Raw genomic sequence first — 12942 nt, 5'->3', positions numbered from 1 at the left:
TAATAGTTACCCTGCCGGCAGTGAGACGTGTTCGGGCAGATTAAATACGTCGTGCCTGCCAGAAATTTTTACGCCAGTAAACATTATCCAGAGAAGAGCGCATCACCCCACGGCTTGTTGAGGCATGAATAAACTGGTTGTCCGTGTCATAAATGCCGACATGCAGGCCACTTTCTCCCGAACCGGTTTTGAAAAAGACCAGGTCTCCCGGCAGCAGATCGTCTTTATCAATTTCAGTCCCAATTTCAGCCTGCTTGCGCGTTTCGCGCGGTAGCTGTAAATCAAACTTGTCACGAAACGTCATCAACACAAAACCAGAGCAGTCCACCCCGCCGCGACTCATACCGCCGTAGCGATAAGGCGTCCCGCGCCAGTTGCTCAGCTGGTCGTTCAGACTGGCAATGACGGTGATAGAATCTGAAAGCCGCGGATTAGGCGGCGGTGCACGATGGCTGCTGCATCCCGCAAGAAAGAGTGCCGCCACCAGGATAAACCAGAATCGCATTTTCAGACGAATCCTCTGCTTTTATTGTTCTTTCGGTAATTTAGCGCGCAAGTGTGTTAACAGGCAAGAAACGGTTACTCCTGCCCCGTAGAAATCAGCATCTTATGTCCCTCGATATCCAGCCTGCGGAACGACATGTTATAGGCACGTGCCAGATGTGGCGGCGTAAGAACCTGGTCCCGCGCGCCGCTGGCAATCATCCTGCCGCGCGACAGTAGCCACACCCGATGGGCATGGCGCAACGTATGGTTAAGGTCGTGGCTGCTCATCACCACGGCAATACCTTTCCGGCTCAACGCGCTTAACAGCGAATCCAGCGCCGCCTGCTGGGCGACATCCAGACCACTCATGGGTTCGTCCAGGAGCAACATCCGCCCGTGAGGGTTGCCTGCGGGGTGGATCTGCAGAATGACCGCCGCCAGACGCACTCGCTGCCATTCACCGCCGGAAAGCTGGCTGGCATGGCGGGGCAGTTTATCTTCCAGTCCTAACCCCGCCGCCACCTCCGTAAGCAGTGCCGTATTCTGTTTGTCGTGCAAATGCAGCATCAGATAATGCCAGACCGGCATCGCAAAAGGCGGTACCTGCTGCTGCACCAGATAGCTGCGCCGGTGGGCCAGCGAGCCGGGAGACCAGTCGGCAAGAGGATGTTCCAGCAGTGTGATCTGCCCGGGCCCGGTGGTCAGCCCTGCCATCCGCGCCAGCAGCGTGCTTTTTCCCGCGCCGTTTGGCCCAACCAGATGCAGGATTTCCCCCGCATTGATAGCGCCGGTCATCGGCTCCAGACGCCCCTTCTCGGCGACGTCCGTGAGCTGCATCAGCAGTGACATTATTTTGCCAGCGCCAGCTTGATCGCTTCCATGACAATCGGATCATCAGGCGTCATATCCGGCGAGAAGCGCTGAACGACCTGGCCGTCGCGACCGATCAGGAATTTTTCGAAGTTCCACAGAATATCGTCCGGATAGAGCGGCGCGCGGCCTTTGCTGGCCATACGCTCGTAAAAACCACTGCCCTCAGGCGCAACGGCCTTCGGCGCGGCAGCAATCAGCTTCGCGTATAGCGGATGGCGATCTTCGCCGTTAACATCAATTTTGCTGAACATCGGGAACGTTACGCCATAGGTGGTGCTGCAGAAGGTTTTGATCTCTTCTTCGCTGCCCGGCTCCTGGCCCAGGAACTGGTTGCACGGGAAGCCCAGCACGGTGAAACCGTCTTTCTCCCAGGCTTTCTGAATGTTCTCCAGCTGTTCGTACTGTGGCGTCAGGCCGCATTTGGACGCCACGTTGACGATAAGCAACACGTTGCCTTTGTAGCTTTCCAGCGTGGTTTTCTCGCCATCAATGGTCGTCACTTCGGTATTCAGGATATCAGTCTGCATAGCATTCCCTCAGGTTGTCTTACGGGTCGTTTTTTAACGTCCGGATTTTAATAGTAGCCAGATAAAGACTGGCGCGCCCAGCGTGGCGGTTACCACACCAATCGGTAACTCCGCGGCTGTCAGGGCAAGACGAGCGATGATATCAGCCACCAGCAGCGTGACGGCTCCGGCCACGGCCGAAGCCGGAAGCAAGGTTCGATGGTCCGTGAAGCCACACAGACGCAGCATATGCGGGATAACCAGCCCGATAAAACCAATCGCTCCCGCCAGCGCCACGCTCACGCCCACCAGCCAACCGATGGCAATGACCAGCACGTTACGCCAGAACGCCATCGGCATGCCGAGCTGACGGGCTGAGATCTCCCCCAGCGCGAGCATGTTCAGCGGCTGCGCCTGCAGGGCTGCCCATACAATCCCAGGCACCAGAAGTGCCATCAGCCAGCCCTGATGCCAGTCAACGCCACCAAAGCCGCCCATCATCCAGTACATCAGCTGACGCAAGTCAAAGGAGGTCGAGAAGTATACCGCCCAGGTCATTAGCGCGCTGCAGATGATCCCCAGCGCAACCCCGGCAAGCAGCAGGCGGCTGGTCGACAAGTGCCGTCTGGCAAAGCGAAGCAGGATGATGGTGATCAGTAATGCGCCGAAAATGGCACTGAGGCTAATACTCCATCCGGAGAGTTCGCCCCCGCCCAGCATTACCGCCGCAATCAGTCCGACGCCTGCACCGTTCGACACCCCGAGCAGCCCGGGTTCCGCCAGCGGGTTTTCAAACAGCGCCTGCATAACGGTACCTGACAGCGCCAGTGCAGCACCGACCAGCATCACCGCTACGGTGCGCGGCAGACGAATTTGCCAGACGAAGAGTTGCCCGTCAGGCCCCAGCCAGCGTTCGGGCCCAATCCAGCTGTCGCCCGCGCAGAGGCTTATACCCGCGGCGACAATCAGCAACAGCGCCAGCAATAGCAGGCGACGTTGGTCGGAACGGTGTTGGCGATGAGCATAATCAAGCATGAGCGTGGTTTTATTAGCGTGTGATGTCTTTGATTTTACGGTCGGTTTGCCAGAGAGCGCAAAGAAAAAAGGCCGCGTGGGCGGCCTTTTTGGTTAGTTCATATTACTCTGCTTTGGGCGTTGCGTTTTCGACACGGCTTTTTAACTTCTGGCCGGGTCTGAAGGTCACCACGCGGCGGGCTGTAATGGGAATATCTTCCCCCGTCTTCGGGTTACGGCCCGGACGTTGGTTTTTGTCTCGCAAATCAAAATTGCCAAAACCGGAGAGTTTTACCTGCTCACCATTTTCCAGAGCACGACGGATCTCTTCGAAAAACAGCTCTACCAGCTCTTTGGCATCCCGTTTGCTAAGCCCAAGCTTATCAAACAGATATTCTGACATTTCAGCTTTTGTAAGCGCCATAGGTTCAATCCCTCAATGATGCCTGGAATCGCTCTTTTAATGCCTCTACACATTTGGCGACGGTAGCGGCAATCTCCTCTTCTTCGAGTGTACGGCTGGTATCCTGAAGGATAAGGCTGATAGCGAGGCTCTTGAAACCTTCTGCTACGCCCTTGCCGCGGTACACGTCAAATAAGTTTACGCCAACTACCTGATTTACGCCAACTTTCTTACATTCGGCCAAAATATCTGCTGCGGGAACGTTTTCCGCGACCACAACCGCGATATCACGGCGGTTCGCCGGGAAGCGGGAGACGTCCTGCGCCTGAGGAATGACGCGGTCTGCAACCGGGCTCCACTCCAGCTCAAACACGATGGTACGGCCGTTCAGGTCCAGCTTACGCTCCAGCTCAGGATGAACAACACCAATGAAACCAATGCGTTTGCCGTCTAAATAGATCGCCGCACTCTGGCCCGGATGCAGGGCTGGAATCGCTTCTGCACGGAATTCAATTTCAGATAATTTACCGGTCAGATCCAGAATGGCTTCCAGATCGCCTTTCATATCGTAGAAATCAACCGTGCCTTTTGCCAGGTCCCAGTGCTCTTCATAACGGTTGCCACTGATAGCACCAGCCAGCATGAGATCCTGACGGATGCCTAAATTTGCCTGATTATCCGGTACAAAGCGCAAACCGCTTTCGAAAATTCGCACGCGGTTTTGCTGGCGATTCTGGTTGTAAACGATAGTGCCCAGCAGCCCGGTCCACAGGGACAGACGCATTGCGGACATTTCGCTGGAGATTGGGCTTGGCAGGATCAACGCCTCCTCGCCAGGGTGGATCAGTTGCTGCAGCTTAGGATCAACAAAGCTGTAGGTGATCACTTCCTGGTAGCCTTTGTCGTTAAGCATGGTTTTCACACGCTTCAGGGACAGGTCGGCTTCACGATGGGTACCCATCACCAGACCGGCCTGAACGGGCTCGTCCGGGATGTTGTTGTAGCCGTATACACGGGCCACTTCTTCTACCAGATCTTCTTCGATGTCCATGTCAAAACGCCAGGATGGCGCAACGGCTTTCCACTCGTCCTGACCTTCGGTCACTTCACAGCCCAGACGCGTCAGAATGTCGGTCACCTGGGCATCGGCAACATGATGACCAATCAGGCGATCGAGCTTGCTACGGCGCAGGGTAATGGTTGCGCGTTTCGGCAGCGTCGCTTCGTGAGTGACATCGATAACCGGACCGGCTTCACCGCCGCAGATGTCGATCAGCAGGCGAGTCGCTCGCTCCATCGCTTTGTACTGCAGCGCAGGGTCAACGCCACGCTCGTAGCGGTGAGACGCATCGGTGTGCAGGCCATGACGGCGTGCGCGACCGGTGATAGAGAGCGGGCTGAAGAAGGCGCATTCCAGCAGGACGTTTTGCGTTTCGTCATTTACCCCAGAGTGTTCGCCACCGAAGATACCGCCCATCGCCAGCGCTTTGCTGTGGTCAGCAATCACCAGCGTATCCGCGTTCAGCTTCGCTTCGGTGCCGTCAAGCAGAACCAGGGTTTCGCCCTCTTTTGCCATACGGACAACAATACCGCCTTCGATACGATCTTTATCGAACGCATGCATTGGCTGACCCAGTTCCAGCAGAACGTAGTTGGTGACGTCAACCACCGCGTCGATAGAGCGAATGCCGCAGCGGCGCAGTTTCTCTTTCATCCACAGTGGTGTTGGCGCTTTCACGTTGATGCCTTTTACCACGCGGCCGAGGTAGCGTGGGCAAGCATCCGCGGCGTCAACCTGAATAGGCAGTACGTCACTGATGGTCGCTTCTACCGGTACGATCTCCGGCGCGTTCAGTTCGGTCTGGTTCAGCACGGCCACGTCGCGCGCCACGCCGATGATACCTAAGCAATCAGCGCGGTTTGGCGTAACGCTGATCTCGATGGTGTTGTCATCAAGCTTCAGGTATTCGCGGATATCGGTGCCAATTGGCGCATCCAGCGGCAGCTCAATGATGCCGTTGTGATCGTCGGAAATACCCAGCTCGGAGAAGGAGCACAGCATACCTTCAGAAGGCTCACCGCGCAGTTTAGCCGCTTTAATTTTGAAATCACCCGGCAGTACCGCACCCACGGTTGCCACGGCGACTTTCAGGCCCTGACGGCAGTTTGGCGCACCGCAAACGATGTCCAGCAGGCGGTCGCCGCCGACATTCACTTTTGTCACGCGCAGTTTGTCGGCGTTCGGATGCTGGCCGCACTCGACCACTTCACCGACCACGACGCCGGTGAAGGCACCGGAAACCGGCTCAACGCCGTCAACTTCCAGGCCCGCCATGGTGATCTGGTCAGACAGCGCGTCGCTGTCCAGCGTGGTATTGACCCATTCGCGTAACCACAGTTCACTGAATTTCATTGTTCTGTCCTGCCCTTATTTAAACTGTTTGAGGAAACGCAGATCGTTTTCGAAGAATGCACGTAAATCGGTCACACCGTAACGCAGCATGGTCAGACGCTCCATGCCCATACCGAAGGCAAAGCCGGAGTACACTTCCGGATCGATACCGACGTTGCGCAGTACATTTGGATGCACCATGCCGCAACCCAGCACTTCCAGCCATTTGCCGTTTTTGCCCATCACGTCAACTTCCGCAGACGGTTCAGTGAACGGGAAGTAGGATGGACGGAAACGAACCTGCAGGTCTTCCTCAAAGAAGTTGTTCAGGAAATCGTGCAGCGTGCCCTTCAGGTTGGTGAAGCTGATGTTTTTATCAACAATCAGACCTTCCATCTGGTGGAACATTGGGGTATGGGTCTGATCGTAATCGTTACGATAGACGCGACCCGGCGCGATGATGCGGATTGGCGGTTCCTGATCCTTCATGGTACGGATCTGTACGCCAGAGGTCTGGGTACGCAGCAGACGCGTGGCGTCAAACCAGAAAGTGTCGTGGTCAGCGCGTGCCGGATGATGGCCAGGAATATTCAGGGCATCGAAGTTGTGATAATCATCTTCAATTTCCGGGCCAGTCGCCACGATAAAGCCGAGCTCACCGAAGAAACTTTCAATGCGATCGATGGTACGGGTAACCGGATGCAGCCCCCCGTTTTCGATACGGCGACCCGGCAGAGAAACGTCGATCGTCTCTGCGGCCAGGCGCGCATTCAGCACCGCGCTTTCCAGCTCGGCTTTACGCGCGTTCAGTGCCTGCTGCACCTGCTCTTTAGCTTCGTTAATCACCGCACCCGCTGCCGGGCGTTCTTCTGGCGGTAGTTCACGCAGGGTTGTCATTTGAAGGGTCAGGTGCCCTTTCTTCCCAAGATATTCGACGCGGACATTGTCTAACGCGGCAACATCTGAGGCCTGATTAATGGCGGCTGTTGCACTGGCAACCAGCTCTGCGAGATGTGACATGATTTTCCTCATTATGTCGGTGCAGACACCGATTTGGTGGAGTTATTCTCTCAAATTCAGATACAAAAAAAGCCTCCATCGGGAGGCTTATCTGGCGCTGTTTTTCGTTTCATCTTTCACGCGCTAGCCTCCTGGAGTCAGGTGCTAAAGTAAAAGAAGAAGCGGAAAATAGCAGCATTCATGCTTGCGTTACCTTGTTGGGTAAAAACCGTTGAGAACTTATTGAAAAGCCTGCACGGATAAATGTCAATCTTCTGATGGTGTTAAATGAAAAGAGGAGGCAAAGCCCCCTCTCTCAACTGGCTTATGCCAGTGCTGCTTTCGCTTTTTCGACCAGAGCGGTGAACGCTACTTTGTCGAATACTGCGATGTCAGCCAGGATCTTACGGTCGATTTCAACAGAGGCTTTTTTCAGGCCGTTGATGAATTTGCTGTAAGAAATACCGTTCTGACGTGCTGCTGCGTTGATACGCGCAATCCACAGTTGACGGAACTGACGCTTACGCTGACGACGGTCACGGTAAGCGTACTGACCTGCTTTGATAACAGCCTGGAAGGCAACGCGGTATACGCGTGAACGCGCACCGTAGTAGCCTTTAGCTTGTTTCAAAATTTTCTTGTGACGTGCACGTGCAATTACACCACGTTTTACGCGAGCCATGTGTGCTCTCCTGTATCTATTCTAAGTTAAAAAAGTTAAACGTTAACGACTTATGCGTACGGCAGGCACGCGATTACCAGGCCCAGATCGCCTTTAGAAACCATGGCTTTTGGACGCAGGTGACGTTTACGCTTGGTAGCTTTCTTAGTCAGAATGTGACGCAGGTTAGCGTGCTTGTGCTTAAAACCACCTTTACCGGTTTTTTTGAAGCGCTTAGCAGCACCGCGTACGGTCTTAATTTTTGGCATTTTAATAACTTCCACTTCGCATTGTTAAATAAACGAAACATAGGCGAACAAAACCTATGAAACCCGAAGGCTCCACAGATTTTGCTGCTTGAAGGCCTTACTGTTTCTTCTTAGGAGCGAGCACCATGATCATCTGGCGGCCTTCGATCTTCGTAGGGAAGGATTCGACTACTGCCAGTTCACTCAGATCTTCACGGACGCGGTTAAGCACTTCCATACCGATCTGTTGGTGGGCCATTTCACGACCGCGGAAACGCAGTGTGATCTTGGCCTTATCGCCATCTTCCAGAAAGCGAATCAGGCTGCGGAGTTTTACCTGATAATCGCCATCGTCGGTACCAGGACGGAATTTGATTTCCTTAACCTGGATAACTTTTTGCTTCTTCTTCTGTTCCTTAGAAGACTTACTCTTTTCATAAAGGAACTTGCCGTAGTCCATGATACGACAAACTGGCGGTTCGGCGTTAGGGCTGATTTCAACTAAATCTACTCCAGCTTCTTCAGCCTTTTCGATTGCTTCTCTCAGACTCACAATCCCCAGCTGCTCGCCTTCCAGACCTGTTAAGCGAACTTCCTGGGCGCGAATCTCGCCATTGATACGATTCGGACGTGCCGTTTGAACTCGTTTTCCGCCTTTAATACCTTATTCCTCCAGTTGTTGAAGACTGCGGCTGCGAATCTCTTGTTGCAGCTTCTCAATCACTTCACTTACGTCCAGGCTGCCCAGGTCTTTACCACGGCGGGTGCGAACGGCAACTTTGCCTGCTTCCACCTCTTTATCACCACAGACCAACATATACGGGACACGACGTAAAGTGTGCTCGCGGATTTTAAAGCCAATCTTCTCATTTCTCAAGTCTGCTTTTACGCGAATGCCCGCATTTTGTAGTTTCTGCGTCAATTCTTTAACGTAATCTGCCTGAGAATCGGTAATGTTCATCACCACTACCTGCACTGGCGCAAGCCAGGTTGGGAAGAAGCCCGCGAACTCTTCGGTCAGGATGCCGATGAAGCGCTCCAGTGAACCGAGGATTGCACGGTGAATCATAACCGGTACCTGACGTTCGTTGTCTTCGCCAACATAAGAGGCGCTTAAACGCTGCGGCAGGGAGAAGTCCAGCTGTACAGTACCGCACTGCCAAGCTCTGTCGAGACAGTCATACAGGGTAAATTCAATTTTCGGACCGTAGAATGCGCCCTCGCCCAGCTGGTATTCGAACGGAATACCGTTCTCTTCCAGCGCCACGGCGAGATCCGCTTCTGCGCGATCCCATGTCTCATCGCTACCGATACGTTTTTCCGGACGCGTTGAGAGTTTGACCACGATCTTCTCGAAGCCAAAGGTGCTGTACATATCGTAGACCATACGAATACAGGCGTTAACTTCATCACGAACCTGATCTTCAGTACAGAAGATATGCGCATCATCCTGAGTAAAGCCACGAACACGCATCAGACCGTGCAGCGCACCTGATGGCTCGTTACGGTGGCAGCTACCGAACTCCGCCATACGCAGCGGCAGGTCACGGTAGGATTTCAGACCCTGGTTGAAGATCTGAACGTGGCCCGGGCAGTTCATTGGCTTAATGCAGTATTCACGGTTCTCGGACGAGGTGGTGAACATCGCATCTTTGTAGTTGTCCCAGTGGCCGGTTTTTTCCCACAGCACACGGTCCATCATGAACGGGCCTTTTACTTCCTGGTACTGGTACTCTTTCAGCTTGGAGCGTACGAACGTTTCCAGTTCACGGAAGATGGTCCAGCCGTCGTTATGCCAGAATACCATACCCGGCGCTTCTTCCTGCATGTGATACAGGTCAAGCTGTTTACCGATTTTACGGTGGTCACGCTTCGCCGCTTCTTCCAGGCGCTGCAGATAGGCGTTCAGGGCTTTTTTATCGGCCCATGCGGTACCATAAATACGCTGCAACATTTTGTTGTTGCTGTCGCCACGCCAGTAGGCGCCTGCAATCTTCATCAGTTTAAAGTGATGACAGAAACGCATATTCGGCACGTGCGGTCCACGGCACATGTCGATGTATTCTTCGTGATGGTACAAGCCTGGCTTGTCATCATGAGAGATGTTCTCGTCAAGAATAGAGACTTTATAGCTCTCGCCACGCTTGACGAAGGTTTCACGCGCTTCGTGCCAGCTGACTTTCTTCTTGATGACGTCATAGTTCGTTTCGGCGAGCTCGTGCATACGTTTTTCGAGCGCGTCGATATCTTCCTGGGTCAGGGTATGGTCAAGGTCAACGTCATAGTAGAAACCGTTGTCGATAACCGGACCAATCGCCATTTTGGTGTTTGGCCACAGCTGCTTGATAGCATGACCTAACAGGTGCGCACAGGAGTGACGAATGATCTCCAGACCTTCTTCGTCTTTCGCGGTGATGATTGCAAGCGTCGCATCGTTTTCAATCAGATCGGACGCATCAACCAGCTCACCGTTCACACGGCCGGCGATGGTCGCTTTCGCGAGGCCAGGACCGATATCCAGGGCAACATCCATTGGGCTAACAGCGCGGTCGAAATGGCGTTGGCTGCCATCAGGAAGAGTAATTACAGGCATTTTATATCCTTATTTGCAGTGATGCCCCACACATAAGAGCATATACAAAGAAAATAATCGTGATTAAACAGTAGATTACGAAACATCTGACCAACAATCGTCAAATTGGTTCGTTATCCTGCACCTGCCGAATTCAGATAAATGCGGGTTTACGGCAAGGGACTTAATGTTAACACTAACAGCAAGGGGATTGCACCCTCTGCTGCCACAATGAAGGACTGGCATGTTGCAGATAGTTGCAGATTGCGTCTCTCTGGCACTCGCATTTCGCCGATGCTGAGCTAACTTTGAACAGGCCTTTAAAATCCACAGGTGCTTACCATGAACGTATCCAGTAGAACGGTAGTGATATTAAATATCCTGTCAGCAACCGGTTTATTGTTGATTCTCGCCGATCGATTCCACTGGTTCTGAGCTGAACCCCATACCGGCATAACACGATTGCTCCCGGGAAGGGGCATATTTCGGCCCCGTTTGATAGACTATGCGTATCAACGGACAAGGATTAGGTTATGCCAACAAAACGATTTGCCGTAAAACACTGGAAAATGGTGCTGGTGCTGATTGCCATCTGCGGCGCAATGCTGCTACTTCGTTGGGCGGCAATGATTTGGGGTTAGAGAATCAGAAGGGACGTCTGGCAGAAATGAGAAACGGGCCGATATTTTCGGCCCGCCATGATTACATTCTATAACCCAGTGAAACGGTGGTTCTGCGATCGGTATGTTCAGGCGCGCTTGCTGGTGGTGAAGAGTTCCAGGTCACGTTGTAGGCCACTTTCAAACCGAAGTGTTCATTGATAGCCACGTTCAGGGCACTTTCAGAGTTCAGCGTTGTATCCTCGGCACCAAACACAGACACACCCTGAGTGAATTTGGTGTTATCGGTCATCTGCCATGCGTAGGTACCTGACGCATAACCCAGCGGCTGGGTTTCATCTTCGCCGTTGGTGTACTCGTCGTAGCGAACACCAGGACCGAATTCAAAACGGAAGCTGTGTACAGGCCCATTCAGGAACTGACGACCATAACCCGTCGTGAATACATCACGCTGGCGATAGCCATTATAACGGTCGGTTAACCAGCTTGCCTGACCGAATATGTAGTCATAGTCGGTCATGTTGTAACGGCTACGGCCACCTGCTGCATATTTCTCGGAAGAGCGTTCATCGTTAGCGGACGTGTTGCTGGCATTCCCCCACAGCGACCATGCTGTGGTATTACCGTACCAGGTCAGGGTGCTGTCCGCCGTCAGAGAAGAGCTTTTTGTGTTACCTGATTGCGCGAGATACCCGGCATTCAGATTACCTTCGAAGGGTTTTTTGGCAGTGGAGGGATCGTCCATGACAGTAAAAACGGTGTCATCGGCGGTTGCATTCAGTGATGCAAATACGCCACCCGCCAGCATCAGTGCTGCGGGTACTGTCTTCAAAAGCTTCATTTTATTTAAGGAGTCCGTACAACAAAAAAAGAGACCACCACGGTCTCGGAAACTTTCTTGAGGATCAATGACAAGGCGTCCAGAGAAAGGTAACAAATTATAAAAAGGCGCAAATAACATAGCAATATTTTCTTATTTCATTTTTTGAATAAGAACGATCCCAAAGCGCGTTTTATTTTATATATCTTTTATCACGCTTGTTTCAGCATTCATTTTTAAAATCATACTGTTATTTACATTGCCTTCCTGTCGATCGGTGCCAGGCTTAAAAGAACCCATACTAAAAGGAGGTTATGATGGCTTCTATTTATACGCTGACACTCTCCCCTTCCCTCGACTCCGCGACTATCACCCCGCACATTTACCCTGAAGGTAAACTACGCTGTAGCGCCCCTTTGTTTGAGCCGGGCGGCGGCGGCATTAACGTGGCGCGCGCCATTACCCATCTTGGCGGTAAAGCCACCGCCATATTCCCTGCCGGGGGTGCCACGGGGGAACATCTTGTCTCTTTGCTGGCGGATGAACAGGTTGCCGTAGACACCGTAGCGGCCCAGGACTGGACCCGGCAGAATCTGCATGTCCACGTCGAATCCAGTGGGGAGCAGTATCGTTTCGTGATGCCGGGCGCCAGACTGAGCGATGATGAGTTTCGTCAACTGGAAGAGAAGGTACTGACCATTGAAAGCGGCTCACTGCTGGTTATCAGCGGTAGTCTGCCGCCAGGCGTCAAAACGGAAAAGCTGACGGCGCTGGTTAAGGCAGTGCTTCAACGTGGTATCCGCTGCATCGTCGACAGCTCAGGTGAAGCCCTGCAGGCAGCGTTAGTCCCCGGGCAGCTTGAACTCGTTAAACCTAACCAGAAAGAGCTTAGCGCGCTTGTCAATCGTGAACTTAACCAGCCTGATGACGTGCGCACCGCCGCAGAAGAATTGGTTCGCAGCGGCAAAGCGCACCGCGTGGTCGTCTCTCTCGGTCCTCAGGGAGCACTGGCTGTCGACAAGACGGGCTTTGTGCAGGTTGTGCCGCCGCCCATGAAAAGCCAGAGTACCGTGGGTGCGGGCGACAGCATGGTTGGCGCGATGGCGCTAAAACTGGCGCAGGGTGCTTCTCTTCTGGAAATGACGCGTTATGGCGTCGCGGCGGGGAGTGCCGCCACCATTAATCAGGGGACGCGGCTGTGTTCGCTTGCCGATACGCAGAAAATCGTCGATTACCTTTCAAAAGACTGACCTCTATTCCCCTTCACAATCGAAGGGGAATTTACCTTAAAGTCGCCAAATATGGCATATCGACTATGCTAAAAAAACTTTCAGAATAACAACGAGGT

The 12942-nt window shown here is 53.2% G+C and carries 16 protein-coding genes and 1 other annotated feature; of the genes, 3 read left to right on the top strand and 13 right to left on the bottom strand.

All coding sequences use genetic code 11. The features are described 5' to 3' along the window. Window positions 1–40: 40 nt before the first annotated feature. The 12 genes from ACOTXR_RS04605 to thrS form a co-directional block, all read right to left on the bottom strand. A complete protein-coding gene (locus tag ACOTXR_RS04605) occupies window positions 41–505 on the bottom strand; it encodes a C40 family peptidase (RefSeq protein ID WP_014883495.1) in 465 nt (154 codons plus the stop codon). Window positions 506–579: 74 nt separating this feature from the next. Further along, window positions 580–1335, bottom strand: coding sequence for a vitamin B12 ABC transporter ATP-binding protein BtuD (gene btuD / locus ACOTXR_RS04600; protein WP_058690401.1), 756 nt, complete (start codon window positions 1333–1335; stop codon window positions 580–582). Further along, complete coding sequence (locus ACOTXR_RS04595; protein ID WP_200923871.1) at window positions 1335–1886, bottom strand: glutathione peroxidase; 552 nt, start codon at window positions 1884–1886, stop codon at window positions 1335–1337. Before ACOTXR_RS04595 ends, btuD begins: the two co-directional genes overlap by 1 nt. 33 nt (window positions 1887–1919) lie before the next feature. Next, entirely contained in the window at window positions 1920–2900 is a 981-nt protein-coding gene (gene btuC, locus ACOTXR_RS04590; RefSeq protein WP_058690402.1) for a vitamin B12 ABC transporter permease BtuC, read from the bottom strand. Window positions 2901–3003: 103 nt separating this feature from the next. After that, complete coding sequence (ihfA, locus tag ACOTXR_RS04585) at window positions 3004–3303, bottom strand: integration host factor subunit alpha (protein ID WP_003857805.1); 300 nt, start codon at window positions 3301–3303, stop codon at window positions 3004–3006. Between the two features lie 4 nt (window positions 3304–3307). Continuing rightward, window positions 3308–5695 carry a phenylalanine--tRNA ligase subunit beta gene (gene pheT / locus ACOTXR_RS04580; protein ID WP_032636888.1) on the bottom strand — a complete coding sequence of 796 codons (2388 nt, stop codon included), beginning with the start codon at window positions 5693–5695 and terminating at the stop codon, window positions 3308–3310. A 15-nt stretch (window positions 5696–5710) separates the two neighbouring features. Beyond that, window positions 5711–6694 (bottom strand): phenylalanine--tRNA ligase subunit alpha, encoded by a 984-nt coding sequence (pheS, locus tag ACOTXR_RS04575; protein ID WP_032636890.1) that lies wholly within the window; start codon window positions 6692–6694, stop codon window positions 5711–5713. Window positions 6695–6756: 62 nt separating this feature from the next. Further along, window positions 6757–6881 (bottom strand) — a sequence feature (Phe leader region). Next, window positions 6832–6876, bottom strand: coding sequence for a pheST operon leader peptide PheM (gene pheM / locus ACOTXR_RS04570; protein WP_001386830.1), 45 nt, complete (start codon window positions 6874–6876; stop codon window positions 6832–6834). (Overlaps the previous feature by 45 nt.) A gap of 117 nt (window positions 6882–6998) precedes the next feature. Continuing rightward, window positions 6999–7355: a 50S ribosomal protein L20 gene (rplT, locus tag ACOTXR_RS04565; RefSeq protein WP_000124850.1), complete on the bottom strand. Its 357-nt coding sequence runs from the start codon at window positions 7353–7355 to the stop codon at window positions 6999–7001. A 50-nt stretch (window positions 7356–7405) separates the two neighbouring features. Continuing rightward, window positions 7406–7603 carry a 50S ribosomal protein L35 gene (rpmI, locus tag ACOTXR_RS04560; protein ID WP_001124225.1) on the bottom strand — a complete coding sequence of 66 codons (198 nt, stop codon included), beginning with the start codon at window positions 7601–7603 and terminating at the stop codon, window positions 7406–7408. Between the two features lie 97 nt (window positions 7604–7700). After that, entirely contained in the window at window positions 7701–8243 is a 543-nt protein-coding gene (gene infC, locus ACOTXR_RS04555; RefSeq protein WP_059287945.1) for a translation initiation factor IF-3, read from the bottom strand. A 3-nt stretch (window positions 8244–8246) separates the two neighbouring features. After that, on the bottom strand, window positions 8247–10175 hold the full coding sequence (gene thrS, locus ACOTXR_RS04550) for a threonine--tRNA ligase (protein WP_014883490.1): 1929 nt from the start codon (window positions 10173–10175) through the stop codon (window positions 8247–8249). 321 nt (window positions 10176–10496) lie between these two features. Here thrS and yncL point away from each other — a divergent pair, with 321 nt between their 5' ends. Beyond that, window positions 10497–10589, top strand: a complete 93-nt coding sequence (yncL, locus tag ACOTXR_RS04545) for a stress response membrane protein YncL (protein WP_071819746.1) — start codon at window positions 10497–10499, stop codon at window positions 10587–10589. Window positions 10590–10687: 98 nt separating this feature from the next. Further along, on the top strand, window positions 10688–10795 hold the full coding sequence (gene yniD / locus ACOTXR_RS04540) for a small membrane protein YniD (RefSeq protein WP_008500658.1): 108 nt from the start codon (window positions 10688–10690) through the stop codon (window positions 10793–10795). A 61-nt stretch (window positions 10796–10856) separates the two neighbouring features. Here the strand turns inward: yniD and ACOTXR_RS04535 are convergent, their stop codons facing one another. Further along, window positions 10857–11615 (bottom strand): DUF481 domain-containing protein, encoded by a 759-nt coding sequence (locus ACOTXR_RS04535; RefSeq protein WP_014883489.1) that lies wholly within the window; start codon window positions 11613–11615, stop codon window positions 10857–10859. A gap of 296 nt (window positions 11616–11911) precedes the next feature. Here ACOTXR_RS04535 and pfkB point away from each other — a divergent pair, with 296 nt between their 5' ends. Continuing rightward, window positions 11912–12844 carry a 6-phosphofructokinase II gene (pfkB, locus tag ACOTXR_RS04530; RefSeq protein ID WP_058690403.1) on the top strand — a complete coding sequence of 311 codons (933 nt, stop codon included), beginning with the start codon at window positions 11912–11914 and terminating at the stop codon, window positions 12842–12844. The last annotated feature ends 98 nt before the right edge of the window (window positions 12845–12942 follow it).

It is taken from the genome of Enterobacter cloacae complex sp. IR53030 (assembly GCF_049238365.1).
GTDB lineage: Bacteria > Pseudomonadota > Gammaproteobacteria > Enterobacterales > Enterobacteriaceae > Enterobacter > Enterobacter kobei.
Note: the sequence above shows the minus strand (reverse complement) of the source record. Positions and strands in the feature narration are given on the sequence as shown.